The following is a 22,184-nucleotide window of genomic DNA, read 5'->3' on the forward strand; positions in this document are numbered from 1 at the left end:
AAGGCCGGATCAATAGGGAATGGTGTCGAGGAAGGCGATGTCGTGAACCAGCTTCCTGGTCTCAAGCTGAAGGCTCTGTGGGATCGCGAGAAAATTGCACAGCAGATCAATCAGACAGATCATTTGCGCGCAGTTGAGGGCTGTACGGCCGTTCAGGCATTCCCCATATTTCCGCGTGAGTTGGCCTTGGTATGCGGGTAAAAATGCTTTGAGGCTGCTGCAAATCCAGTCTCCGGACTGGGCAATTTCGATACCGAATGCACTTGCCTCAGCTGCGTTGAGGCCAGCGATGAATTCTGGCCGGACTCTGGGCGTATGGGCGTCGGCAGAAGAAAGATCGAGCGTAACCATTCTGCTGGTGACCGCATCACTGCATTCCAGCGGTTGATTTGCGGTGATCACCAGAGCGCCGCGAAATGTCACTTCTTCACTGCGGCCATCCCCTGAGCGCAGACTCACGCTGCCCGAGCTAAAAAGCGGCTTCAATTCATCCCAATCAATGGACTGGCCTAACTCGCCTTGTTCCTCGCAAATGACAATCCGTTGCCCCGCGCTGGCAAACGTGCGCGCTCGCCCGGCTGGAGTGGAGTGCCCCAGAAAATTGGAATACGGCGTTTGCCCGTTCAGCTTTTGGAGGTAGTCCAGCAGCAGACTCTTGCCACTGCCGGCGGCGCCGACGATCTGCAGAAACGGGAAGCTGGTTTGGTCCTCACGAATTCGGCCGGCATGCACAGCCCCCATCCACCAGGCCATAGCCAGTACCCCCCGCGCGCCGAAGTAGGCGACAAAGTCGTTGAAGCGAATGGCCGATTTGAGTTCGTTTTGCATGGTGCTGCTCCTGTTGTTGCTGTGGTTACACGCCCTGGAATACCCAGCAGCGAATGGTTTTCGGTTTGTCAAACGCGTCGAGCAACCGGGCTGAGTTGACGGCTTTGTTCGAATCCAGAAACTTGGGTGATTTACTGGTCTTGAGCAGGCGCTTCAGGTCACTGAGGGCGGGCACCTGCTGGCGTTTGTTGGCTGCCATCTCCACGAACTCGTTGAGGTTCACGGCGATCAGGCCATCACGGCGCGCGTGGTTCAGTGCCCCTTTCTCGTCCATGCCATTCAGGAAGTCGTACAGGTCCCAAAACTCAGTGACGGTCGGGTGGTCGGCGTTGATTGCCTGCTGCCGCTCCAAGGCCATGCGGCTGATTTCGGCGTGAGCGAGGGCCTTGCGGCGCTCGCCGAGCGGCACTACCCCGGCCAGCGCATCCACCAGGCTGCGCAGTTGGGCGTGGTTCTTGGCGATACGCACGGTGCGTACGCCAGGTTGGGCCAGCAGCTCTTGTTCGTAGCCGGAGGTGTTTTCTTCCATCAGCCGCATGGTTTCGCTTTCGCGCTGCAGCGCCTTGACCAAGAAGCCGCTGATACTGTCCATCGGCATGCGCTCCAGCTGCTCGGCGTACTGCTTGGTTTCCGGCGTGTGGTGTTCGCGTGTCAGATGGACGTGGCAGATCCGCTGCAGGATTGGTTCCGATGCGTTCACCGGGTTGTTCTGCGCGATTAGCAGGGCGGCGCGAAACGGCGGTTCGTGGGTGTCGTTGCCGTTGTTTTTCACGCCAGTGGAGCGGACGCTGCGGCCGTTGTAGGCGGTTTTCAGTTCGTCCCAATCGAAGTGTTTAACCGGCTGGCCTTCCTTTTGTTCACGCTCCGACTCGATCAGTACCACTGGTAAGTTGCTGACCTGTGAGAAGTTGCGCGCACGGCTGGCGGCTGTGGCTTTGGACGGGTCGAAGCCTTCGTAATCAGTACGCCCGGCCGACTTCCATAGCAGTTCGACTAGGGTGGTCTTACCCGAGCCGGCTTCACCCACAAGCTCTAGGAACATAAAAGATTTGTGGATCTGGCGGATCTGTTCGGCGTGCAGTGCGCCCAGCCACCAGGCCAGCACTACCAGGCCCTGTACGCCAAAGCAGCGCCAGTAGATGTCGAACCAACCTTCGTTGTAGGCGTTGAGGTCGGTGTTGATATGCAGGACCGGCGACTGGCTCTGCGACTTGATGCTCAGCTTGCCGAGGTCAAAAAAATCTTCCTTGTTGCGCGCCTGCGCCTTGCCACCATGAAACGCCACGTCGTTGAAGACATAGGCGCCGTGGTCGCGGCTGTAGCCGATCCATTCGATGGTGTTGACGGCTTTCAGGCAGTCCAGCTGGGGCGCCAAGATCCGTTTCAGTTGCTGGGCGCTGCCATCAAACCAAGCACCATTAGCGACGTTGAGCAGACGATTCGAGAACTCAGGTGCTGACGTGAGTTGTTTGGCCGTAAACGTGCTTTTGATGGCAGCACCTTGTGGGCGCTCAATGCGGAAGTAATACCAGGCCTCGTCAGTCAGGTCGTTGCGCATGTAGTAGAGCGCCTGAAAATTACAGTTGGCGATGCTGGTAACTGAGGCTGACAGGCGCAAAGCCTTGTAGCGACGTTGATCGTCACTGAGTAATTGGTCCTCATGCCGTTCTGAACTCTCCAGATCGCTCATGGCGCGGTCGTACTTATCAAGATCCAGCCGAAACCAGTACAGGCGTTTGCGGAACGTGAAGTTGAATTCCTTTCGCTCGTCGCGCAGGTAAATGAGAAACCCTTTTTCCTCTGCCGAGTCAGCCAGCAGCAGATCGCCATGGTGGCGGGCCTCATCAAGGTCTTGCGCGATCCGCTCGGCGCGCTTGTCGTCTCCCTCAATTGACTTCCACCGTAGGTGCAGGTCGTTCCAGTCAACCTTTTTGCTATTGGGCTGTGGGATCACCGCAGCCTTGCAGATGAAGCCCAGGTCGTTGGCTTCCTTCGCCCAGCGGCGCATGTTCGCCATGGCGACGGGCTCGTTATCCAGTGCCCACACCAGCAGCGGTAAGCGCTTGTCGGCGTCGTGGCGCAGTTTGACCAGGGCCTTGAGTGAGTCAGTCGGGCAGGGGGCGCTGGACATCATCGATACCGCCGACACGTCGTTATGCAGCAGCGCGATAGCGTCGAAGATACCCTCTGTTATCCAGAGTTCGTCGACCTCCAGCAGGTCCACGCTTGGTGGGCACCACCAGACGCCTTTGTAACCGGGCTGGCCCTCACCAGTCGGCCGGAACCGAGCTTTCATCTTGCCAAACCGGTCTGGCCGATCTATCAGGCGCTCCCAGTAGCCCCCTTTCTCAAGGGGGAAACGTACCGTGGCGCTGCCAATGTTCAGCCTGCCATCCCAGTAGTTATCCTGGCTGAACCAACCAGCAATCAGCTCGAACTTGAAGCCCCGGGCAAACTCAAGGTAAGCGCGTGCCGTGGCAAGAGGGTTGTCGGGTGTAGACGGGGCGGTCTTGCTCCAGTCGTTGAACAGGTCGTCGTAGACGTCCTTTACGTGAACACGGTGGTCGCACTTTTCCGGCCGTCCGCATATCAGCGTCCAGGGCGAGTTGTAGAAGGTGTATAGGGTCTTCTGGCCGCAGGCCGGGCAAACACCCTTACGCATATAGTCAGTGCCGCGCATGTGCTTGAGCTGGTAATCCCGCTCAATGCGTTGGATGACGTCGGCGCGCAGCCTTTCTTTCATTTCCATCGTGGCTTACTTCGCTTCGTCGAGGCTGTGTTTAAGGGCGCCAATCAGGCTTTTTCGTGCGGCCAGCGCAGGGAAGGCCACCAGCAACGAGCCATGCCGCAAACCCTCAGGGATCCTGCGAAAGCGGTCGTCATACCAATGCTCGGTGAACAGCGCCGCGTACTGCGCGCGCAGGTCCTGGAGCAGTGCCTCGGCCTGGTCGCGGGGCAGTTTTGCGGTGATGGCGATGTCGATTTCCATGGTCCACCTCGGATTGCGGGCAAAGCTCACCCAAACCCATTGGGAATGGGGTAGGGCGGGTTAGTTGGGGGTTACGGTGTTACGAGACGCAGCCGGCGGTTTTCCGGTGCATTGATGATGCGTTGGTAGATGAGGCTGACCGGTACAGCCCAGGTCATGCCGCTGGCGGGGTCGGTGATAACTGCCACCGCCCCGGAGCTGGCGTCGACGTCCAGTTGGTGGCGGTCGTTGTTGGATTTGAGTTCACCGTAAGCACGGCTGATCAGCTTTTCCGCCATGTGCAATGGCACTTCTAAACTGCCCACCAGGTGCTGCACCGCACGGCAGAACAGTAACTGGTCGTTGCCCAGATGTTCGCCCTGGTGGCGTTGCAAGAAGGACAGGCCAGCGGCTTGCATGGTTGCCTGGTATTCCTGGTAGTCGGTGTGGGTAGCTGTATTCATCACGCACGCTCCATTTCCATTTGGTCCAGCAGATCGGGTTGATTGTTTTTTGCCGTGAGGTTCTGTCGAGCAAGGAGGCGCACTTTGGTGGGCGCCATGGGCAAAACGGTAAGTGGGCGCTCGATGCCTGATGGGCTGAGCTGGTATTCCCAAACCAAAGAGCCGGAGAACGTGGCGCCGCACAGCAGGTTGGTGCATTCCGAGTACATCGAGCGGAAGCAGGGCGTCTGACCCTCGGAGGTCCGAATACGCATCGAGCTGCTGCAGCAGGGACAGACCAGCTTGTAGGTGCTCAATGCTTTTGCCCCCGGCTGTGCAACAGAATCGTTGCCAGGACTTCGGAATGACGAGCCGCCATGTAATGGCTATGAGCGCGCAAAATCGCCTCGGCTTCGTCCCGCTCAATGACGCCATCGTCCAGTGCTTTCGCAATGATCTGGTCAACCACTCCGCGTTTGGCTGCAGCACGTACCGAACGGTTGTAAAGGTCTACGTTGTCCAATGTTTCAGGCTTGGCGAGGGGGACGAACATGCCGCCGTACATGGCCGCGATGTATTCCGGCAGGTAGGTGGTGCCCATGTCCTGCTCTAACAGGTGGATCTGTTCGTCACTCAAGGGCCGACTGCCGGCGTTTTCGTAGATGTGGTTATCGAACTTCTTGAGTTCGTATCCAAGGCGGGCTGCAGCGCATTCCCGGCCACCTTCGTAGTCGTTGATCACTGCGCTCATTACTTGGCGCTTGGTCGCTAGAACTGGGCGTTTCATCTTCTGGTTTCCCCTTGGAGCCAGAGGCCCTAATTTGTAATCACGCCGTCTTTGATTCCGAGCAGTACGGCCGCGCGGTGAGCCTCACCACGCAAGCACTTCTTCTGCCCGTTCAAAACCGCATAGACCGTCGATGGGTTGAACTCATTTTTTTCGGCCCAGTCTTTGGCCGAGATCCCGAGACGTGCGAGACGATCACGGGCCTCTTGGCATGCTTGCTCGATGGGGGATGCGTTCGGCATAGTCTCGTTTCGTGTGGTTTCGTGTGATGACAGGCGAAGTATTTCCCATGATCGTGGGATCGTCAAGTCTTGATGGAGACAAATGTGGGAATTGGTGACCGCCTCAAAGAGGAACGGGAGCGCCTAGGGTTCAGTCAGACTGAATTTGCGGCAGTTGCTGGGGCTTCGAAAAACAGTCAGTACAACTACGAAAAAGGTGATCGAAGCCCTGACGCGGACTACCTCGCGGCTGTTGCAGAAAGAGGCGTCGATATTCTTTACGTGGTAACTGGCGAGCGTAAGCGTCAAGCAGCCGAGAGCATTAGCGACGGTGCATCGGAATTTCTCCAGGTCTACGAGCAAGTGGGTCCTGCTGACCGGCAGGTACTCCTTCGCATGGCTTCGGCATTCGCCAATGCAGCGGACTCAACCGGAAAAAAACCAGCACCTCAGAAGTAGCAGTCGGTATCCGGTAATAGGGCGCAGTACGCCGACCAAGAAGGTCGGTTTTTTAATGGAAGTTCTAAGGAGAAAGGAATGGCTTTGAAGCCTTGTAAATCCTGTAGGCACACAGTGGATGCCTCAGCAAAAGTCTGCCCCAGCTGTGGCGTTAAAAAACCCGGCGTAACGTTAGGGCGCGAGGTATTTGGGGTTGTAATCATGCTCGCTGTCATTGCTGGCGCGTTTTCATTGTTTTCGGGCGGAAGCGATACCAAGCCCGTGGAAAAGGCCACACAGCAGGCTGCACCAATTGCTGCTGTGCCGCAGTCCTACTCAATCACACAGGACGATTTTCGTGAAGGTAGGCCTCGCAAAGTAGAGGTCATGTTGCCTAAGCGGTTAAACGACGCAGATTTGGCGGAAGTGGCAAAAGCTATTCGTGCTGATTCAGAATTCAAGGCCGACAAAACCTTCATAGGATTCCGTGTCGAAGGGCAAACCGACAGCGCTTTCTGGGCCATCGCCAATTTTGACCCCGACTACAGGACCTCGCTGATCGGCCTGAGCGTAAAGGATTACCAAGCTCTGAAAGCGCTGGACCTCAAGGCATATCCGAACAGGATCGGTAGCTGGTTGCAGGATGGCGTGTTGGGTCATGTGATGGTGTTGTACAAGCAAAACGACAAGTATTTTCTCGACTCTGTTTTTGCCAGCGGTGGGAAAAATACCGAGCACTATGAAGGAAAAAAACTACCTGATGGCGGACTGCGTCTGGACGATCCCGAGGCCGGTTTTAATGAGCATTACGTTGTTGATGCCAAGGGCAATTTGCAAGGCTGGGGGGAGAACGGCGTGTACATGACGTTGCCCCCGTTTGAGCCAGCGCAGTGACGTAATAACACACATTTTTTTTGCTTGCCGTCCGATGACACAGCAGAACGTGATGGAAATTGGCTGTTCCCCGGGAGACTTTAACGGCGCCATGTAGGTGCCGAGTTCCCGTTGCGTGTGAAAGGAGTATTCGCATGATGGAGAACAGCGGTGTGTCGGAAAGCCAAGTGTCAGTCGTAGATGCGAACTGCCTTAGCGATCAGGAAGTGAAGTTGCTAGCAATGTTCCGGGCCATCAGTGCCCAGCGGCAACAAGATGTGCTGCGACTGTTGGAGGTTTTTTCGGTCGCACCTGAGTAGTAATCGTGCTGACCCCGGACATGTTCCGGGGTTTATGCTGTTTTATCGGCCTGAGCTTTTTTCCACTCTCGATCCACCGCCCGCTTGGCCGTTTTTTCACTTGCGTACAGCCAACGTAAACGCCTTGGCTTCGATTGATCACCTGCTGTAATCGTCTTTTCCTTCCCTGTTTTCTGATCGCGGTAATACGCGATTATCCCCGTGTAATCGCCCTTGTTCTCTTCCGCCAGATCTTCAACGTTGTCCTCCGGCAACTTGCTCTCCAGCTCCAGGCTGACGGTGTATCCGCCGTCCGGGCTTAGGTTGTGCTGCACGTTGCCGCCGTACCAGATGATCTCGTCGATTTCCGCTTTAACGCCCTGGAGTGTGTAGGTCAGTTCGGGGATCAGATCCGGCCGGCCCATCGCGAGCGTGTAGCTGAGCGTGGCGCTGCCGCGTTGCAGGCGTCGAAACTCGGCCCTTGCAGCCCGCAGCGCTGATTGCTGGTCACTGTAGGTATGGCGCAGGTCTTTGAGGTTCTCGCCGCCGCCGGCAATCGCTTCCTGTTTCTTGGCACTGTGCACATCATAGAAATAGGCGCGTACGCCGTCGTAGCTATCGCGATCCGCCTGCAAGTACCGGTGCTGGTCACCGTCAGCGCGAGTAAGCGTAATGTGGGGCAGGAGAAGCCCGCTGGCGGTCTTGCCGCCGCCTGCAGGGATGCACAGCAAACACCCGGCCTTTACGCTCGCCACCGCGTCGAATTCTTCGCCCAGGCGCGTGATCAGGTTGGCGTCCGATTCATTGGCCTGGTCAAGCTGCAGGATCGGCAACGCACCGAGCGCGCCGGCCACGGTCGAGGTGAGGTTGTTTCCCATGGCGATATCGCCGATGACTTTGCCCAGCGTAGTGTTGCTCCAGCTGCGCTCGCGTTTGGTCTTCAGCCCTTTGCGCAGGTCTGCTGATCGAGCGCGGATGCTGAGTACATCCGGCGCGCCGCAGTGCTCTGTCTCGTCGACGGTGTAGGTGCCCTTGTCCACCAGGCCGGTGTCGCTCCAGCCCAACCACAAGCGTAGTACTGCGCCCTTTGGCGGTATCGACAGCAGGCCGTCATGGTCGCTCAATGTGATCGTGAGCTGGTCGGCCTCAACGCCACGGTTGTCGGTTAGATCCAGGTTCATCAGCCGCGGGCTTACCTTCATGGCGATATCGTTGCCGTCCACCGTGAGACGGAAGGCCGGAACAGGATAGGCGGCATCCCGGAAGAAGCGTTCCGCCGTATCCACGAGGTAACCGGTGACTTTGGACAGCGCCGCCTCTATCACAGCAGCCCCCGCAGAATATTGAGCCCGGTGCTGGTAGCGGCGCCGAGCAGGTCGATACGGTCATCATCGGTACGCTTGAGCGTGAGGGTGAACTCAATACGTCGTGGCGTGCCGTCTCTGAAGAACACAGTTTTGGTCTCGCTCAGGCTCTCGATTACCCACAACCCGTAAATCCGGCCGGTGCCCTCGACCATCGGCCAGGCCTTGCCGGTGTTCGCCATCAAGCGCAATGCATCCAGGCTGAGCACGCTGCCGGCCAGCTCGGGCAGGATGATGCCGGGGAGGGTAATAGTGTCGTCACCACGGCCGACAAATTGCAGCGCGGGTGGTGCACCGACGCGGCTGTTGCTGGCATAGCGCCAATTGGTTTGGCGCTGCAGCTCCTGGTAAGCGAGGGTTGATAGGCTGAATACGAACATGCCGAGGCTTAACATCATGGTGGTTATTCCCGGTCAGATAGCTTGCTGCGACTACGCGCTTTCTTCTCGCGGTCGATGCGGACAAGTTCAGCTCGCACAGCGCGAGCGACGGCTTGGGCGTCGAGCCCTGGAGTCGCTGGAATGTTGATGTTGATGACGTCGTGGCTGTCGTAGACCGCTTTTACCGGAGCACTGGCGATAGGTGGGCGATCATCGACCGCCAGCGCCGGGAGGCTGAATGCACTCATGGCGAGCGCTCCGGCAGCGGCGATCCGCTTGCTAAGGTCCATCAGGCTCACCCGCCCGTCGTTGAGTGGGAGCGTTGTCTTGGGTGCCTGCACGGTGGGGCCCAGAGGCAATTGCGGCATTTGCTGGATTCGCTGGCGGGCGTCTTCAGCCCCGATGGGCGGAACAGGCAGCTTAGGCTGGGGCAGGTGCTGTGTTCGCTCACGAGCATTCTCGGTGTCAATGGGCGGGATCGGCAGCAAGGGTTGCGGCAGCGTTCGGGTGCGTTGGCGGGCCTCTTTCACGGCAACAGGTTCGGGTTGAATCGGTACGCTGAGCGATACGCTTCCGGCTGCGGTCAGTTTCTCGCTGATTTGGGTGAGAGCCTTCAGTGGTCCGTTCTCGGCACCTTCCAATCCCTGGGTCAGGCCGGCCATGGTGAAACCGCCCAGTTCGGCGAACACTCGCGAAGGGCTGTGGATGCCGAGCTTTTCCTTGAACCAACCGATGCTTGCGTCGCCGATTGAGCCTATGGCGTTTTTCACCCCACTGAGGCCGGCGGTCAACCCGTTGATCAACCCATTGACGATCATGTTGCCGAACTCGGTAAAGCGGCTGGGCAAGTCCACGCCCAGGTAGCTCAGTACGCCAGCAAAGGCCTGGTAGATCAGGCCGATAGGGCTGAAGTTGGCAAGGGTGTTGATGATCCCGACTATCCCACCGCTGAACCCCGCCTTGATTTCCGTCCAGGCATTGGCGAAGTAGTTCTTCACTGCATCCCAGTTTTTGTAGATCAGGTAGGCGCCGCCGGCCAGAGCGGCCACGACGGCGGCGATGACCAGGACAATCGGATTGGCAGAAAGCCCCCACAGCGCAATCCCCACAATGCGTAATGCGGATACCAGGGGACCGATCAGAATGCCGCCCAAGGTACGCATTACGGTGCCGAACACCTTGAATACCGCAATGATGCCGGGCAGGCGAATGCCGAGCATTGCCAGGCCAAATCGCAGGAACAGGAACGGAGCCAGGATGCCCCCCAAGGTAAGAGCAAGCCCGCCGAACACGGCCGATAACGCCGCCACGCTGGCTACGATTTTCAGCAGAGTCGCGGTCAGAACCGGGTTTGCCTGGACCCACCCATTGACCTTGTCCAGCACACCACCGATAGCGTCCATGACGTCGACCATCGTCGCTCGTACGGCCTCACCTGCGCCGCTTTTGGTGTTGAACAGCTTGTTCTGCAGCACCTGCCAACGGCCTTCGATAGCGTCGGCCCGGACGTCCATTTCCCTTTGCATAGAGCCTTTGGCAGCAGCGTCATCCACCAATTTGAGCTGGCGGCGCAGTTCATCCAGGTTGTTGACCAGCTTGCCGGCATCTTTGCCGAATTCTTTACCGAACAACCGGGTGGAGGCTTCGGTCTGCTGTTCGGGCGACAGCTTCTTGATGCGCTCGAGGACGCCCATCATCGTGCCCATGGCGTCTTTGGTCATGCCGGTCTGCACGGCCTTTGAATCCAGGCCGACCATCGCCATGCCTTCCTGAAACTTTTTACCCTGCATGGTGGCGATAGCCAGCTCACGCACCATCGCCCGCGAAGCGCTGGCGGCGACTTCTGGTGCAGAACCTAACGACAGGAATGTACTGCCGAGCGCCGCTGCCTTGCGGTAGTCGAGCTTGTCGGCCACATCGCTCATGCGAGTCAGCGTCTCGATGATGTCGCCGCCCTTGGAGCGCGTGTTGTCGTCCAGATAGTTGAGTGCGTCGCCCAGCTCGGCGATGTTCTTAATCGGCACCTTGTACAAGCCGGCAATCCGGCCCATATCTTCGCCGACCTGCTCGGCGGGCAAGTCGAAGGCAACGGCTGCAGTAGCCGAGACCTTCGCCATCGCCAGTAGGTTTTCCTTACCCTGGATACCGGCCCGGGCCTGGGCTTCGACCAGGGCCGCAAACTCGGTGGTGGCGATGGGCATTTCATTGCTGGCCGCTTTGATCGCGGCGGCGAACTCGTAATAGGTGCTTGTGAGTTTGCCATTGCTGTCCCGTGCGCCATCGACCTGCTTAGCAACGCCCATCATGGCGCTTTCGAAGTCGACGTATTCCTTGACCACGCTGATAACCGGGCGGCTGGCTGTATAGGCCACACCCAAGCTGGCACCACCCGCGACAGCGGCGCTGCCGGCGAATTGTTTACCTTGGTCGTAAGCACCACGGGCCTTGGCGAGGCTTTCCTGCTTGTGTCGTAGAGCGTCCAGCTTGTCCATCTGGGCTTTCATGGCTCGCGTGGTGTTGTCCATATCACGCTTGAGCCTCAATTCCGACGCGCCCAGGGCGTTGGTGTTGATGCCAACGCTCTTAAGCCGCGCGCCCAGGCTGGATAGCTTGTTTTGCTGTTGGCCGTAGAGTTCGCCCAGTCGTTTCGATTCGGTACTGTGTTGCTTGAGTAGCGTTAGTTGGGCTTTGAACGGAGCTTCCAGGCGGCGGATCTCGTCGCGCAGACTGGCATGGCCTGCACGGCTGGTGCGCAGTTGCGCGTTGTTCAGAGTGAAGCGGTCGGCCAGCGTTTTTTCCTTGGCCGCTAGCTGATCCAACTGAGCCTTACGGTCCCGTTGAGCCGCTGTGAGCCGCGTATATTCAGCGTGTTGCTCGCGGGTCAGCGCGTTACCCTTTTGAACCACTGCGTTCAGGGCGGCGATCTGATTGCCGGATTTTCGGTGTTCGTCTCCTAGTAAACCTAGGGCGTTTCGTGCTCCGGTGAGTTCCCGCTTGAGTTCGTGCTGGCTGGTTTTGAGGGCGTCGACCTTGTGGCGTGACTGCTCGAAAAGTGTCTGGGTCGGCGCGAGCTGCTGCCGGACTTTTGCCGTAACGCGGGAGAGTTCCCCCACCTTGGCGTTGTTGGCGGCGAGTGCCTCGGATGTTGCGCGGGTCTCAGCCTGCAGTTCGCGCCAGGCACTGACGTCGCGTTGTTGGGTGTTGAGTTCTTTGAGTCGGTCACGGGCGGCTTTGAGGGCGCGGGCGGTCTCTTGGCTTCCCCCCGTAATTTGCTTCAACGGACCTGTGGCCTTGTCGATGGCGCTGAGCAGCACCTGAAGTCTCAGATCATTCGCCATCGTTGGAACTCCGCACCCTGGCGCGTTCGCGCCAGTCCATCAGGTCTTGCAGGCCCAGCTGATCCATATCAGCCGGCGCCCAGTGAAAAACCACGGCCAGATCAGCCATCGCGTCCTCTACGCAACGAGGGATGCATCCGTCTTCGCCGACTTCTGCAACAAAAAACCGCTGATCTTGCTACCAAGTTCAAGCAGGTCTGCTGGATCCATCCCTGAAACTTCAACGGCGGTGAGACTGGGCGTGCTGATGCGCGGCAGTACCTTGATAACGCTGGCGACGTCCATTCGTAGCAGATCCACCAGGCTCACGCCGCGCAGCTCGCCGGAGTTCGGCTTGCGCAGTGTGATGCTGTCAATGCTGGTGGTGCCGCGACGGATTGGGGTGTCGAGCGTGACGGTGTTGTCATCGGCCAGTTGCTGCACATCAGGTTGTTCGGTGGCTGCTTTGGTGGTCATTGGGAAAACTCCGGGTGGTTAAGGTTTGGTGTTTGATCTAAGGCGGGTCAGATGCCTATGGCGGTGCGGTGCTTCTCCAGCATGTCCACGCCGTTGACCTTCTCGACGAAGTTGAGCAGGTCGATTTCGATGATTTCTTCGCCATCCACGGTCAGCTTGTAGTAGCTGCAGGTGGTGGTCATGGAGTGCTCAGTGTCCTCACCGGGCTGGGCGTCGCCCATCTCGATGGTTTCGTGGCGACCTCGCACGACCACTTCCACGTTGCTGACTTCGCCGGTGTCGTCCTGCTGGTAGGGGCCAGAGAACCGCAGGGCCACGCTGGAGGCGTTTACGGCACCGAACTGGCGCAGAGAGATCAGATCGAGGCCACCGGTCTTCCATTCGAACTGGATACCGTCATCGGAAAAGCCGAGGTCAGCTTTAACCGGGCCGTTCATGCCGCCGCCGCGATAGGCTTCCATCTTGCGGCCGAGGGCGGGCAGGGTGAGGGACTTCACCAAACCGAGGTAGCTGTTGCCGTCATTGAACAGGTTGAGGTTTTTGAGTTTGCGTGGCATTGCCATGGCGGTGTTCTCCGGGGTACGGGGTCAGGGTGAACTCCCCTTGCGGGGAGGCCCGGTTTAGCTGTTGATGCCCTTGGCGAAGTCGATCAAGTAGCGGTCGGTGATTCGCTGGCGGAAGGTGAGGTCTTCAAGCGGTGGCACGGGGGTGTAGTCGTAATCAACCCAGAGCTTGCCGGCCTTGAGGGTGTCCTTGGTGTTGATGTCGTCCGGGTACCAGCAGCTGCCGCCGATCAGGTAGCCCTGGGACTTCAACTCGCGCATCTTGGCGTTCACGCCTTCGACCAGGTCGCGTACCAGGGAGGCGTGCATCGGGCGGTCGATGGCCCACATGTGCGCTTCGGCCATGGTGTCCGCGAGGATCTGCGCGGTGCGGGTGTAGTTTTCGAAGGCGAACAACGGGTCATCGCTGCAAGTGCGGCTACCCCAGAAGCGGAAGCCGTTGGCGTTGATCAGCGTGGTGACTTCGTTGCTGTTGAGGTAGTTGGCGTCGGTGGCTGGGTTCTGTAGATCCCAGAATACGTCGGCGCTGATACCGGTCACGCCGCTGACGGCCACGTTGGAGAGGGTCTTGTGCCAGCCTGTCTCCTGATCGATCTTGGCGCGTAGGCCCAGCGCACGGGCCACTGCCGAGGCGGTGGTGGTCTTGTTGGCGACGGTGTCCCAGTTCTGGAAGTCCGGCCAGATCACCATCATCTCGCGGGCGCCGAAGTTCTCGCGGTACGCCACCACCTCTTCCTTGGTTTTGCAGCCCCAGGCGCTGACGTAGGCAAAGGCACGAAGGTCTTTGGCAATGGCGCCAAGGGCGGTGGCCACCGGCAAACTGTCCAGGCCAGGCACGCCGAGAATGCGCGGAGTCATGCCCACGCGGGACTTGGCGGCGAGCAAGGCTTTCATGCCGGTGTATTGGCCGTTCGGGGTCGTGCCGCCGATCAGGGCGCTGGTGGTGGCCGCTTCGTCCGCGCCTTCCTTGACTCGCACAACGATAACGTAGGGCTTGGTCTGGTCGGCGATGCCTTGCAGGCTCGCGGCCAGGGTGCCTTTGACGCCAGCTTTGCCAACGGCAGTTTGCACGTTGGTGAGCAGGACGGGCGTGTCCAGGGGGAAAACGAGTGGGTCCGCATCTTCAGCCGTGCAAACCATGCCGATAACTGCGGTGGGAATAGTGCGAATGGGGCGGGTGCCGTCGTTGAGTTCGATGACCCGCACGCCGTGGAGATAATCGGCCATGGGTTGGTGCCTGCGCTGTGATGGAATGACAGTGCAGAGGTTGCCGCGCGCGCGCCGTATGAGCGAGGTGCAGGGCTTGTACAGCCCTGCCTTACAAGGTGTTCAGTCTGTTTGAGTGGTGCCAGGTTGCGCCGGCCATTGAGTGTCGCGCGGAAAACCTGGCTGCTGGTCTATCCGCATTAGCGCAATGCGGTAGCGCTTCCACTCAATCAATGCAGCTTGTTCCTCGGTGGTTGCTTCGCCCAGATCGACCGCATCCTGTAGCGTGGCAATCTTGGTGCTGGCCTCTCTGACCAGGTCGTCGCGCTTCGCCAACGCTACCGCACGCAGTTCTTGTTCTGATGGCGGTTGGACGTCTATCAGCACGGGATAGCCTTTATCATCAGCGACGATGCACTGCCCTTGTACCTGGCCTTTGAGGAGTTCCAGACGATACGCAGCACTGATTTCAACCTTATCGTCAGGGATCGCTTTTTTGTTCACCTGGTCCTCATAAAAACCGCCCGTGCTTTCACAGTAGTAAATCATGTTGCCTCCTAATATCCGATGGAAATCCAGGGCGAGTTGGGCTGGCCCGAGGTGCCCACAGCGCTGATTCTGAACCGTGACTCGTTGATGTATGCGACGCCAAGCGAGCTGGACCCCGTGGTGTTACCGGACGAGTAGGAGTTGCTGACCATGGTCATCAAGTGAGCGTTGGGGTAGGACACGGGATAGTTCACTTCTACCGATGCACCAGGGGCAATCGAGCCGCCAGTACCCCATTGAATGGTCAACCCTTTAAGCCACGCCGGGAAACAAATGTAACCCTGTGAGCCAATCATGATGGCGAAGCCAAAAAGCAGCTTCTTAGGGGTGATGCTCGAGCGGTCATCCTCGCCGGCAACCGTCTGAGTTAACGTCGCAATCCGGGTCAGGCCCAATAGCGATTCAGTCGCCTGAACCACTTTTGCCGCGATGGCCTGCCATACGCGCAATGCGCTCATAGGTTTGTTGGTGTCGGCGCCTGTTTCGGCTTCTGCCTGAGTGGCAAACGCAACGCCGTAGCCACTCAGCGAGTTCGGTAAGCCGTTGAGAGATGCAAACTTGAGGCCTGTCAGCCCTGCGCCGTTGCCGTTGACGACACCGGTAATGTCCACCCCGGCCGAGGTCACCCGCACGCCGTTACCAGATGCCCAAGGCGAGCTACCCAGGCCCATAAAGGCACAGCGCACGGCGTTGCCGTTACCCCAGACGCCCACGCCGCCGATAACGTTCTGGCCGTCGCGTGATTTGGTCAGCACGCCACCGGCCCACGATTCGGATTCGTTTGCCAGGACGAACAGGCTGCGCCCGCCGATCAGACGGAGTTCGCCGTCCACATCGCCCCCCGACAATGACAAGGCATCGGTAATGCCGTAGCCCTCAAGCGTCGTCGGGTTGTAGCCCTTGACCACTACGCCGCGTTTGTCGATGGTCACCCGGTGAAACGTGCCGGGTGCTTTGTTCGGCGGCAGTACTGTGTCAATCGACAGGTCAACATATTCTCGGGTTGCCAGGACCACGGCCGGATCGATCTTCAACACGATGTTGCCGGTGCTGGAAACAATGAAGTTCATCCGCACAATTTGCGTGCGCCCGGAGCCTTGGGACAATAGCGACTTGTAGCTAGGGGCACAGTTGGCGACGGCGACTAAATCACCGTCTTCGTCATACAACCCCATCTCCCTAATCCACCAGCCCCCTACCTCTGCGGGAATGACCTGCTCGGCGATGATGACGGCGGGGTTTACCGGGTCGATCATGAGTTGATTCAGGGGCGCTCGGCGCCGCTCGTTGATCAGCTTGGTTTGGGTCGGATTGGGAACCGGGTTAGTGTCGTTTGCATCGCCCACCCCCAGCGCCGTGAGCTTCCAAGGGAGCCCCAATGAATTTGCGTTTGCCAGTTTGGCCGCCCCCACATTGGTGAGGATCGCCATAAATTGCGAGTTCTGATCGATCATGGGTACACGTCCAGGGTGTCAATGCTGTGTTCGCGGCCTACCACACCGATGTAGCCAGTGACTTCAATGTCACGCTGCACAGGCGGGTAGACGTCGATTACGTCGCCTTCATAAACGGCGACACCAATGTTGAGAACGCCTTGCGTTTCCAGACTGATGGCGAGGCCGGTCAAGTGACGGGTGAGGGGCTTGGCGTCGTCGATTAGCCAGGTCAGTTCCAGGTACATTTCTTCGGTGATGCCGGTGTCCAGCACGCCGACCTTTAAGGCAAACGTTCCCGGCACCCCCTCGGGCACGGTCTCCCACCACTCCATCACTTCAATCAGGTAGCCCAGAGGCTCGACTACTCGGCGCAGTGCGCCGATGGTGCCTTTGCGCGAGTGGATGTAATGGGATGAACGAATGGCGGTGCGCTTAGCTGCCTCGGTCCATTTGCTGTCCCAGCGGTCGACTGAGAAAGCCCAAGCCAGGTACGGCAGCAGTTCAAGCGGGCATTTATTCGGGTCGCAGAGTTGACGCAAGGGAATGGGGACGCGCTGGATCTGTGCAAGTGCCTGCGCCGCTTGGCGTTCTAGCGGCGTATCGTTACCCGGTAACAGCTGCTGCGTGCTCATCACTCAACGCCTCGGATCAATGTGATGCCGGTGCAATAGGGCGCTTGAGCCTTGGTCGCGACAATGTCCACCCAACCTTCGAGTTCGACCTTGCGCACGCCTTCGACGTGGAGCGCGGCATGCAGGGCCGATTCCGAAACTTCCATCCCCAGGCGGCGCCGTTGATGAACGTAGGCCAGCAGGCGCTGTTCGGCAGCGGCCAGGATAGGTTCCGACTCCGGACCGCTCGACAACAAATAGAGCTTGGCCTTGACCTGGTAATTCAGGATTTGCGCGCCCTGAACGGTGAGACGGTCGGCCACGGGCCGGCGGTCGTCGTCGCTCAGGTAAGCGTTGACGACGGCAAGCAGCTCGGGGGGCGCCGTGCCATCGCCCAGCAATGATTGAACCGTGACCACGGCGACGGCAGGAGAGGGGCTTTCGGCGGTGGCGTCGGCCACGCGACCGTCCGCTGCCCTAGCATGGAAGATGTAGCTGTTGCGTGGGCCGGCAGTGCTCAACCCTTCCCAGGCCATCTGCGCACGCTCGCGCAGGCTGTCGTCGCTTTCCATCAAAGTAGGGATCGGCGGTACGGCATTGGCTTTGCCTTGCTGAATCACCAGGCGCTTGACGTTGAAGTTACCGGCCAACTGTTCCAGGTCAGTGCCACGCGCGGTGGCGAGCAGGTTGGCAAGCGACGCTTCGTTGACCCGTTGACGCCACACGGTCTCGCGGTAGGCGTTTTCCTGCAGCAACTTGGTCAGTGGCTCCGAATCTTTTGCCAGGCGGGCCGCGATTTGGGCCTGCTCTTCCACCGGCCACAAGCTGATCATGTAGGCCCTTCGTTCAGCCAGGATCAGTTCGAAGTCAATTTGCTCGACGATCTGCGGCGGCGGTAGCTGACTGAGGTCAATGGCGGCGAAACTGTTCATACACTGCCTCCCAGCTGCAACGGCACGCTGAGGCTTAGTGGCTCATTGGTGTCCACCACAGTGCCCTCCAGATCGATCGAGGCCTGGCCCTGCATGTTTGCTCCCGCGAACTGCACACGGCTCAGGCTGATGCGGGTTTCCCAGCGCATAAGGGCCATGACCGTGGCGGCGTAAACGCGCAGACGGTTGACGTCGTTGAAGGGGTGATCCACCAGCTCGGGTACCAAGCTGCCGTATTCGCGGCGCATTACACGCGTGCCAATGCGGGTGGTGAGAATGTCGGTGATTGCCTGACTGATGTGCTCGCGCTCGCTGATGGCGCCGCCGGTATGTCGGTTCATGATGGTATGGGCGCCCCGGATTGGTCGCCACCGGCCTTGACCCCGGTGTGCGGGTGTTTGACCAAGCTGACGCCGGCCGCGATCACATCAATAGAAACCTGGACCTGGCCGGTGACGGTCTGATTCCCGGTTTGGATGTAGTCGCCCTGGTGCGTGATGTCGCCTACCAGGTTGATACCGCCCTTGCTGATCAGATTGGTGGTGCCGCCGTCGACCAGCGTGGCGTTGAGGTGATGGGCGATGCTGTCGTACTCGATCACCGTGCCGTCGGCGTAGGTGCGGCGGTGCAGGCCGGCGCGGTTACCGTTGGCCGGGACATGGTCGCTGAATACGCCTGTCACGACGATGCCGTTGGCGAGCTGGCCGGATGGGCTGACCAGCATCACTTGCTCCCCGACGGTGGGCGGGTCCCACTCGCGATCAGCCCCAGCACGTAAAGCGAGCCAAGGAAGCCAGGCGGTGGTCAGCTTTCCGGTTGTTACCTGCACGCGCGGGGGCTCCATCTGCACGGCGGCGATGACGCCGAAGCGGATGAGGTTTTCGAGCAGGCGGGCGAGGGCGGCTAAGTCGTTCATGGCGCCGATGGTGGCGCCACGCGCGTGCGGGCGCAGCTTCGGCGCCTTGTAGGAGGGGGATCTACAGTGTCAGGTGGGCCAACAAGCTGTCGCGGATCAGATCAAGGTCTTCGTCCGTAAAGCCCAGTACCTCGCGTTGTTCGTAGCGCACTTCGGGCGCGTCACGTTCCGCGCGGTCTTTCAAACCGAATTGGTGCACCCTGGCGATGCGGGAGATTCGCCCTGTGAAACCCACGGTCACAGCGTTGCTATCGCCTCGGGCCTTCATGTAGGTCGCGGTACGCAGCTTTTTGAACATCTCAACTTTGCGCCGGATGCGGCCTTGCTTGCCGCGCAAGTCCCGCTTTTTTCGTGGTGCGAACTTGCTGCCGTCCGGGTTTTGCTGTGTCAGCACCCGCTTTTGCTGGCTGCGCCGCAGTTCCTGGCCGATGGATCGGGCGAGCTGATTGCGGGCGGCTGGCTGGAGTTGCTCCAGCAGGCCGGACGCCCAGGTCTCCAGGGCTTCAAGCTTACTTGTCATCAGGCACTACCCATTCGCTGTCGTTGCCCTGGGAACCTGGCACCCAATTCGGATCGAGGTAACCCGCCACTCGCTGCGGCTCGCCGGCATGCTTCACGGTTGTATTGCCTTGTGCATCCGTGCCTACCACCACCCGCTCTGTCAGGCGCAATGTGAGGCCGAGATCCACCTTGTCTTTATCGAGAATGTCGGCTTCGAACTGAATACCGGTCTGCATTTTTTCGTAGTTTTCGAGCAGCTCCGGTTGGTTGATGCTGATCCACCCCAGCACGGGCAGTATTACGCTGTCAGGGTGCCCCGCGAAGGCGGTAAAGATGATCTGCAGATCGTAGCTGTACTCAAAAGAAAGGGTTGCCGCAGCGGTGCAGCGGACCTTGCCGTTGTCGATGAAGATCAGCAACAGGTCGGGGTTGTGCTGCAGCTCGGCAACGGTGGTCAACAGGTGAGCGCGCAGGCTCTCGGGCTTGTTCATGGGTGGGCCTGCTGGTGTTTGTAGACCATGTCGACCTGGGCGGCGCAATCGGCCCAGGCGGCTTCGGCGCGGTCTTCGTCGGTGAGTAGGTCGCCGTTATCGGCCGGGCTTGTCGCTGGCAGCTGGCACGGCACCACGGCCGGACAGCCAGTCACGGTAAGCTGCGGCGCCGGTGAGGGCGGGGCGTTCACGCAGCCGGCGAGCAACGTCAGGCAAAGGCTGAGCAGCCCAGTCGCGTAGTTCGTCGTTTTCACGTTTCAGTTCCTCTATGGTTCGTGCGCGCTTTGCCAGGGCCAGGCGCAGTTGATCCTGCTGGGCGCGCAGAGCTGACTGGTTTTCGCGCTCTTGCTTCAGGGTGGCGGTGAGCGTGGTAGCGGTCGCCAGGTTGCGGTCGGCGTCTTTGCGGGCAGTCTTGACAGCGTCATTTGCCCGCTCGGTTTGGCCTTCAGCGACGTCGATGCGCTGTTGCTGGCCCCAAATTAGCAGCGCCAGGGCGCCGAGCAGGGCAAAGCCGTACAGGGCCTGGCGCAGGGTACTCATGACAGGAACTCGCCCAAGATAAATGCGCGGAATTCCTCGGGGCTGTACGTGGCTCTGCACTCAGTTAACCAACTGTCTGGCTTCAGGCCGAAAAACCAGAAGTGCCGCTGAAAGTGCAAGCCATTGACTTCTATCAACCTCAGTAGCAAGTCATTTTCAGGGGTGTCGACTCCGAGTCGCCTTACCTTCTTTGCAGTCGTTGCGTAGTAAGCCCCAGCGCGAATCTTTGTTGATTTGAGCCAGTCGAACTCGTCGTAAAACCAGACGGCGTTCGATAAATCAATGCCTGGAGGAGGGCTTTTACCATCTGAAAGAACAATGACACCCGGTACCAATCCGAGATCAAATTTAGCGAGGTAGGTGACAAAAATTACAGTCCTACCCTGACCATAGAGTTCGTTCGCAAACTGGACCAGGCGCTTGGTTTTGCCTGTTTGGCGAGGAGAGATTTCGAGGTAGGCGATTTTCGGATTCATGCGCGGTACCAGCCGAGTTTGTTCATGGCAGCGGTGTCGAGCTGCTTAATCGGGCCGCGCACGATTACAGCCCTTGCGTTGTTCATCAGTTGGATGCACTCGGCTAGCCGTACCATGTCGTCCTGTTCGGTCGATTCCGGGACCACCAAAAGGTCACCGTCCTGCACTCGCAGCTTCTGAACCGCTTTAAAGTCGATCATTTGTGCTGACTCTCCGGTGCGCGGTACCAACCAAGTGCGTTCATCGCTGTTTCGTCCAGTAACTGAACATCACCCCGGACAGCCAGGGTGTGGTGGGGAAGCATGTATCCTGCCGCACTCACGATTTTCTGCATTTCTTCGTTGGTGGTCTCAGCGGGTAGCAGCAGTACGTCAAATGGCCTTGGGCGAAGGACGGCGAGCTTTTCGAACAGCTCGTGATAAGGAAAACGCTGGGGCAAGGGAGTGCTCATGCCGCCACCGCTTGCCCGCACTCGCAGCTGGCGTGCCGCTCATAGGCGCGCTGGAGCTTGGTGTCGTAGAGATTGCGCAGGTAGTCCGAGCCGTTGTAGAGACGGGCAAACTCGGCCCATTTGCGGGCTTTCAGTGCCTTGTGCAGCACCGGGTCGGTTTCGATGAAGCGCGTGAAGGCTTCGAATTGCTGCGATTCGCTGGCACTCATCGCCGTCACGAAGTCCTGCACGCTCGCGTAGCCAAGGCGCTGCCAGTGGTAGCCCATGATTTGAAAGGCGCCCCAGGACGCCGATTCCAGTGCGGCCGTGTCGTCGATCTGGCGGGCCATGGCCAGGCGTTGGTGCTCGGCGGTACCGCCGATGTAACCGCCGGCCTTCGGGTTGACCAGGGCGGGATTGGTCGCGGCGAGTTCATCGGCATGGCGCTTGACGTCCGCCGGATCGTCACCAGGGTGTCGAACCTTCGCGAGCTGTCGGTACATGATGTGTCGTTCGAACAGGATCACCGGCTTGCCGTTTTCCAGGAAGCCTCTTCCTTTCGATTCCACTTCGTTGACGGCGTAGATAGTCGCCAGCGGCACACCGAGGCGTTCAGCAGCGGTTACCAGGTCGTGGTTGCGCAGCAGTTGGGCACAGTCGCCGCCTGCCAGGCTGGATTGGGTCTTGGTACCGGCAACGCCATCGGCTACCAAGCCAACTTTCAACTGGTAGGCGCGTACGGCGATCTCGGTGGCGTCACCGTAGTGGCCGTCCGGTACCAGGTTGGCACCGTACCTGTTGAGGTTCTTTTGCAGAATAAGCACCGCCTGCGAGCGGTCGCCGTGGCGAAGGGTGGTGGTCATGCACTGGGCCTCAACAGGGCGGCGACGTTGCCGCGTGAACGGAAAATCAGGATGCAGAGCAGCACGATGGCTGCGGCCTGGCCGAAGCTCGTCGGCTGACGGTCCAGTAGGATTTCCAGACCGCAGATGCAGAGCACTCCGCCAAACAGGCTTGCCAGCAGGGAGATGCTGCGCCGGTAACGCGCATCCCCTCGGGTGTAACAGGCCAGGCGCAGAGCGCTCAACAAGTAGGCGATTGCCGCGATCAACTGCACGGCCAGTTCGATGTTCGGCAT

Annotated in this window: 32 protein-coding genes and 1 pseudogene; 3 read left to right on the forward strand and 30 right to left on the reverse strand. The window is 59.3% G+C overall.

Annotated features, from left to right (window positions below; all coding sequences use genetic code 11):
- Positions 1–9: 9 nt before the first annotated feature.
- From JMV15_RS04010 to JMV15_RS04040, 7 genes are all read right to left on the reverse strand, one after another.
- On the reverse strand, positions 10–828 hold the full coding sequence (locus JMV15_RS04010; RefSeq protein WP_201491281.1) for a DUF5906 domain-containing protein: 819 nt from the start codon (positions 826–828) through the stop codon (positions 10–12).
- A 25-nt stretch (positions 829–853) separates the two neighbouring features.
- A complete protein-coding gene (locus JMV15_RS04015) occupies positions 854–3,571 on the reverse strand; it encodes a toprim domain-containing protein (protein ID WP_201491308.1) in 2,718 nt (905 codons plus the stop codon).
- A 12-nt stretch (positions 3,572–3,583) separates the two neighbouring features.
- Entirely contained in the window at positions 3,584–3,817 is a 234-nt protein-coding gene (locus tag JMV15_RS04020) for a hypothetical protein (protein WP_201491282.1), read from the reverse strand.
- A gap of 71 nt (positions 3,818–3,888) precedes the next feature.
- Positions 3,889–4,260, reverse strand: a complete 372-nt coding sequence (locus tag JMV15_RS04025) for a hypothetical protein (RefSeq protein ID WP_019818221.1) — start codon at positions 4,258–4,260, stop codon at positions 3,889–3,891.
- On the reverse strand, positions 4,260–4,556 hold the full coding sequence (locus JMV15_RS04030) for an ogr/Delta-like zinc finger family protein (protein ID WP_201491283.1): 297 nt from the start codon (positions 4,554–4,556) through the stop codon (positions 4,260–4,262). The genes JMV15_RS04025 and JMV15_RS04030 overlap by 1 nt, the downstream gene beginning before the upstream one ends.
- Complete coding sequence (locus JMV15_RS04035; RefSeq protein ID WP_154906836.1) at positions 4,553–5,026, reverse strand: YmfL family putative regulatory protein; 474 nt, start codon at positions 5,024–5,026, stop codon at positions 4,553–4,555. The genes JMV15_RS04030 and JMV15_RS04035 overlap by 4 nt, the downstream gene beginning before the upstream one ends.
- Positions 5,027–5,055: 29 nt before the next feature.
- On the reverse strand, positions 5,056–5,268 hold the full coding sequence (locus JMV15_RS04040; protein ID WP_092231667.1) for a DNA-binding protein: 213 nt from the start codon (positions 5,266–5,268) through the stop codon (positions 5,056–5,058).
- 84 nt (positions 5,269–5,352) lie between these two features.
- On the opposite strand from JMV15_RS04040, the gene JMV15_RS04045 reads away from it, so the two are divergent.
- The 3 genes from JMV15_RS04045 (at position 5,353) to JMV15_RS04055 (ending at position 6,878) form a co-directional block, all read left to right on the forward strand.
- Positions 5,353–5,706 carry a helix-turn-helix domain-containing protein gene (locus tag JMV15_RS04045; protein ID WP_198832802.1) on the forward strand — a complete coding sequence of 118 codons (354 nt, stop codon included), beginning with the start codon at positions 5,353–5,355 and terminating at the stop codon, positions 5,704–5,706.
- A gap of 78 nt (positions 5,707–5,784) precedes the next feature.
- The gene (locus tag JMV15_RS04050) at positions 5,785–6,579 is read left to right on the forward strand and encodes a zinc ribbon domain-containing protein (protein WP_201491284.1); all 795 of its coding nucleotides are present in this window, start codon (positions 5,785–5,787) and stop codon (positions 6,577–6,579) included.
- A 134-nt stretch (positions 6,580–6,713) separates the two neighbouring features.
- Positions 6,714–6,878 carry a hypothetical protein gene (locus JMV15_RS04055; protein ID WP_198832804.1) on the forward strand — a complete coding sequence of 55 codons (165 nt, stop codon included), beginning with the start codon at positions 6,714–6,716 and terminating at the stop codon, positions 6,876–6,878.
- Between the two features lie 32 nt (positions 6,879–6,910).
- Here JMV15_RS04055 and JMV15_RS04060 read toward each other — a convergent pair whose 3' ends face one another.
- The 23 genes and pseudogenes from JMV15_RS04060 to JMV15_RS04160 form a co-directional block, all read right to left on the reverse strand.
- Positions 6,911–8,182 carry a phage late control D family protein gene (locus tag JMV15_RS04060; protein ID WP_201491285.1) on the reverse strand — a complete coding sequence of 424 codons (1,272 nt, stop codon included), beginning with the start codon at positions 8,180–8,182 and terminating at the stop codon, positions 6,911–6,913.
- Positions 8,179–8,619, reverse strand: a complete 441-nt coding sequence (locus tag JMV15_RS04065; protein ID WP_201491286.1) for a phage tail protein — start codon at positions 8,617–8,619, stop codon at positions 8,179–8,181. Before JMV15_RS04065 ends, JMV15_RS04060 begins: the two co-directional genes overlap by 4 nt.
- Before the next feature lie 5 nt (positions 8,620–8,624).
- Complete coding sequence (locus tag JMV15_RS04070) at positions 8,625–11,939, reverse strand: phage tail tape measure protein (protein ID WP_201491287.1); 3,315 nt, start codon at positions 11,937–11,939, stop codon at positions 8,625–8,627.
- Positions 11,929–12,048 carry a GpE family phage tail protein gene (locus JMV15_RS04075; protein WP_082430453.1) on the reverse strand — a complete coding sequence of 40 codons (120 nt, stop codon included), beginning with the start codon at positions 12,046–12,048 and terminating at the stop codon, positions 11,929–11,931. The genes JMV15_RS04070 and JMV15_RS04075 overlap by 11 nt, the downstream gene beginning before the upstream one ends.
- Before the next feature lie 8 nt (positions 12,049–12,056).
- Positions 12,057–12,395 carry a phage tail assembly protein gene (locus tag JMV15_RS04080; RefSeq protein ID WP_201491288.1) on the reverse strand — a complete coding sequence of 113 codons (339 nt, stop codon included), beginning with the start codon at positions 12,393–12,395 and terminating at the stop codon, positions 12,057–12,059.
- 47 nt (positions 12,396–12,442) lie between these two features.
- Positions 12,443–12,958, reverse strand: coding sequence for a phage major tail tube protein (locus JMV15_RS04085; protein WP_201491289.1), 516 nt, complete (start codon positions 12,956–12,958; stop codon positions 12,443–12,445).
- Between the two features lie 57 nt (positions 12,959–13,015).
- A complete protein-coding gene (locus JMV15_RS04090; RefSeq protein ID WP_201491290.1) occupies positions 13,016–14,185 on the reverse strand; it encodes a phage tail sheath protein in 1,170 nt (389 codons plus the stop codon).
- A gap of 102 nt (positions 14,186–14,287) precedes the next feature.
- Entirely contained in the window at positions 14,288–14,713 is a 426-nt protein-coding gene (locus JMV15_RS04095; RefSeq protein WP_200657477.1) for a tail fiber assembly protein, read from the reverse strand.
- Positions 14,714–14,721: 8 nt separating this feature from the next.
- Positions 14,722–15,384, reverse strand: a complete 663-nt coding sequence (locus JMV15_RS28865) for a gp53-like domain-containing protein (protein WP_456239185.1) — start codon at positions 15,382–15,384, stop codon at positions 14,722–14,724.
- A gap of 306 nt (positions 15,385–15,690) precedes the next feature.
- Positions 15,691–16,167, reverse strand: a pseudogene (locus JMV15_RS28660) (phage tail protein); the annotation flags it as partial.
- Positions 16,164–16,781 (reverse strand): phage tail protein I, encoded by a 618-nt coding sequence (locus JMV15_RS04105; RefSeq protein ID WP_201491291.1) that lies wholly within the window; start codon positions 16,779–16,781, stop codon positions 16,164–16,166. The gene JMV15_RS04105 and the pseudogene JMV15_RS28660, both read right to left, overlap by 4 nt.
- Entirely contained in the window at positions 16,781–17,692 is a 912-nt protein-coding gene (locus tag JMV15_RS04110) for a baseplate assembly protein (protein WP_019818205.1), read from the reverse strand. The genes JMV15_RS04105 and JMV15_RS04110 overlap by 1 nt, the downstream gene beginning before the upstream one ends.
- Positions 17,689–18,033: a GPW/gp25 family protein gene (locus tag JMV15_RS04115; RefSeq protein WP_014717558.1), complete on the reverse strand. Its 345-nt coding sequence runs from the start codon at positions 18,031–18,033 to the stop codon at positions 17,689–17,691. The genes JMV15_RS04110 and JMV15_RS04115 overlap by 4 nt, the downstream gene beginning before the upstream one ends.
- Positions 18,030–18,608: a phage baseplate assembly protein V gene (locus JMV15_RS04120; protein ID WP_201491292.1), complete on the reverse strand. Its 579-nt coding sequence runs from the start codon at positions 18,606–18,608 to the stop codon at positions 18,030–18,032. Before JMV15_RS04120 ends, JMV15_RS04115 begins: the two co-directional genes overlap by 4 nt.
- 61 nt (positions 18,609–18,669) lie before the next feature.
- Complete coding sequence (locus tag JMV15_RS04125; RefSeq protein WP_153870516.1) at positions 18,670–19,128, reverse strand: phage virion morphogenesis protein; 459 nt, start codon at positions 19,126–19,128, stop codon at positions 18,670–18,672.
- Positions 19,118–19,600, reverse strand: a complete 483-nt coding sequence (locus tag JMV15_RS04130) for a phage tail protein (RefSeq protein WP_201491293.1) — start codon at positions 19,598–19,600, stop codon at positions 19,118–19,120. Before JMV15_RS04130 ends, JMV15_RS04125 begins: the two co-directional genes overlap by 11 nt.
- Positions 19,597–19,791, reverse strand: a complete 195-nt coding sequence (gene lysC / locus JMV15_RS28255) for an Rz1-like lysis system protein LysC (protein ID WP_235991930.1) — start codon at positions 19,789–19,791, stop codon at positions 19,597–19,599. The genes JMV15_RS04130 and lysC overlap by 4 nt, the downstream gene beginning before the upstream one ends.
- Entirely contained in the window at positions 19,697–20,140 is a 444-nt protein-coding gene (lysB, locus tag JMV15_RS04135; protein ID WP_201491294.1) for an Rz-like lysis system protein LysB, read from the reverse strand. Before lysB ends, lysC begins: the two co-directional genes overlap by 95 nt.
- Positions 20,137–20,616: a hypothetical protein gene (locus JMV15_RS04140; RefSeq protein WP_201491295.1), complete on the reverse strand. Its 480-nt coding sequence runs from the start codon at positions 20,614–20,616 to the stop codon at positions 20,137–20,139. The genes lysB and JMV15_RS04140 overlap by 4 nt, the downstream gene beginning before the upstream one ends.
- Positions 20,613–20,816, reverse strand: coding sequence for a hypothetical protein (locus tag JMV15_RS04145; protein ID WP_153870520.1), 204 nt, complete (start codon positions 20,814–20,816; stop codon positions 20,613–20,615). The genes JMV15_RS04140 and JMV15_RS04145 overlap by 4 nt, the downstream gene beginning before the upstream one ends.
- Positions 20,813–21,067, reverse strand: a complete 255-nt coding sequence (locus JMV15_RS04150) for a hypothetical protein (RefSeq protein WP_019818198.1) — start codon at positions 21,065–21,067, stop codon at positions 20,813–20,815. The genes JMV15_RS04145 and JMV15_RS04150 overlap by 4 nt, the downstream gene beginning before the upstream one ends.
- A complete protein-coding gene (locus JMV15_RS04155) occupies positions 21,064–21,909 on the reverse strand; it encodes an N-acetylmuramidase domain-containing protein (RefSeq protein ID WP_200646240.1) in 846 nt (281 codons plus the stop codon). Before JMV15_RS04155 ends, JMV15_RS04150 begins: the two co-directional genes overlap by 4 nt.
- Positions 21,906–22,184: a phage holin family protein gene (locus JMV15_RS04160; protein WP_065932284.1), complete on the reverse strand. Its 279-nt coding sequence runs from the start codon at positions 22,182–22,184 to the stop codon at positions 21,906–21,908. Before JMV15_RS04160 ends, JMV15_RS04155 begins: the two co-directional genes overlap by 4 nt.

It is taken from the genome of Pseudomonas paracarnis, from assembly GCF_904063055.1.
GTDB classification, from domain to species: domain Bacteria; phylum Pseudomonadota; class Gammaproteobacteria; order Pseudomonadales; family Pseudomonadaceae; genus Aquipseudomonas; species Aquipseudomonas paracarnis.

Excerpts from the sequence above, each read along its gene's own strand:
- JMV15_RS04010 (WP_201491281.1), bottom strand. The coding sequence starts at position 828 with ATGCAAAACGAACTCAAATCGGCCATTCGCTTCAACGACTTTGTCGCC.
- JMV15_RS04015 (WP_201491308.1), bottom strand. The coding sequence starts at position 3,571 with ATGAAAGAAAGGCTGCGCGCCGACGTCATCCAACGCATTGAGCGGGAT.
- JMV15_RS04020 (WP_201491282.1), bottom strand. The coding sequence starts at position 3,817 with ATGGAAATCGACATCGCCATCACCGCAAAACTGCCCCGCGACCAGGCC.
- JMV15_RS04025 (WP_019818221.1), bottom strand. The coding sequence starts at position 4,260 with ATGAATACAGCTACCCACACCGACTACCAGGAATACCAGGCAACCATG.
- JMV15_RS04035 (WP_154906836.1), bottom strand. The coding sequence starts at position 5,026 with ATGAAACGCCCAGTTCTAGCGACCAAGCGCCAAGTAATGAGCGCAGTG.
- JMV15_RS04040 (WP_092231667.1), bottom strand. The coding sequence starts at position 5,268 with ATGCCGAACGCATCCCCCATCGAGCAAGCATGCCAAGAGGCCCGTGAT.
- JMV15_RS04050 (WP_201491284.1), top strand. The coding sequence starts at position 5,785 with ATGGCTTTGAAGCCTTGTAAATCCTGTAGGCACACAGTGGATGCCTCA.
- JMV15_RS04055 (WP_198832804.1), top strand. The coding sequence starts at position 6,714 with ATGATGGAGAACAGCGGTGTGTCGGAAAGCCAAGTGTCAGTCGTAGAT.
- JMV15_RS04065 (WP_201491286.1), bottom strand. The coding sequence starts at position 8,619 with ATGATGTTAAGCCTCGGCATGTTCGTATTCAGCCTATCAACCCTCGCT.
- JMV15_RS04070 (WP_201491287.1), bottom strand. The coding sequence starts at position 11,939 with ATGGCGAATGATCTGAGACTTCAGGTGCTGCTCAGCGCCATCGACAAG.
- JMV15_RS04075 (WP_082430453.1), bottom strand. The coding sequence starts at position 12,048 with ATGGCTGATCTGGCCGTGGTTTTTCACTGGGCGCCGGCTGATATGGAT.
- JMV15_RS04080 (WP_201491288.1), bottom strand. The coding sequence starts at position 12,395 with ATGACCACCAAAGCAGCCACCGAACAACCTGATGTGCAGCAACTGGCC.
- JMV15_RS04085 (WP_201491289.1), bottom strand. The coding sequence starts at position 12,958 with ATGGCAATGCCACGCAAACTCAAAAACCTCAACCTGTTCAATGACGGC.
- JMV15_RS04090 (WP_201491290.1), bottom strand. The coding sequence starts at position 14,185 with ATGGCCGATTATCTCCACGGCGTGCGGGTCATCGAACTCAACGACGGC.
- JMV15_RS04095 (WP_200657477.1), bottom strand. The coding sequence starts at position 14,713 with ATGATTTACTACTGTGAAAGCACGGGCGGTTTTTATGAGGACCAGGTG.
- JMV15_RS28865 (WP_456239185.1), bottom strand. The coding sequence starts at position 15,384 with ATGGGCCTGGGTAGCTCGCCTTGGGCATCTGGTAACGGCGTGCGGGTG.
- JMV15_RS04105 (WP_201491291.1), bottom strand. The coding sequence starts at position 16,781 with ATGAGCACGCAGCAGCTGTTACCGGGTAACGATACGCCGCTAGAACGC.
- JMV15_RS04110 (WP_019818205.1), bottom strand. The coding sequence starts at position 17,692 with ATGAACAGTTTCGCCGCCATTGACCTCAGTCAGCTACCGCCGCCGCAG.
- JMV15_RS04115 (WP_014717558.1), bottom strand. The coding sequence starts at position 18,033 with ATGAACCGACATACCGGCGGCGCCATCAGCGAGCGCGAGCACATCAGT.
- JMV15_RS04120 (WP_201491292.1), bottom strand. The coding sequence starts at position 18,608 with ATGAACGACTTAGCCGCCCTCGCCCGCCTGCTCGAAAACCTCATCCGC.
- JMV15_RS04125 (WP_153870516.1), bottom strand. The coding sequence starts at position 19,128 with ATGACAAGTAAGCTTGAAGCCCTGGAGACCTGGGCGTCCGGCCTGCTG.
- JMV15_RS04130 (WP_201491293.1), bottom strand. The coding sequence starts at position 19,600 with ATGAACAAGCCCGAGAGCCTGCGCGCTCACCTGTTGACCACCGTTGCC.
- lysB (WP_201491294.1), bottom strand. The coding sequence starts at position 20,140 with ATGAGTACCCTGCGCCAGGCCCTGTACGGCTTTGCCCTGCTCGGCGCC.
- JMV15_RS04140 (WP_201491295.1), bottom strand. The coding sequence starts at position 20,616 with ATGAATCCGAAAATCGCCTACCTCGAAATCTCTCCTCGCCAAACAGGC.
- JMV15_RS04145 (WP_153870520.1), bottom strand. The coding sequence starts at position 20,816 with ATGATCGACTTTAAAGCGGTTCAGAAGCTGCGAGTGCAGGACGGTGAC.
- JMV15_RS04150 (WP_019818198.1), bottom strand. The coding sequence starts at position 21,067 with ATGAGCACTCCCTTGCCCCAGCGTTTTCCTTATCACGAGCTGTTCGAA.
- JMV15_RS04155 (WP_200646240.1), bottom strand. The coding sequence starts at position 21,909 with ATGACCACCACCCTTCGCCACGGCGACCGCTCGCAGGCGGTGCTTATT.
- JMV15_RS04160 (WP_065932284.1), bottom strand. The coding sequence starts at position 22,184 with ATGCCGAACATCGAACTGGCCGTGCAGTTGATCGCGGCAATCGCCTAC.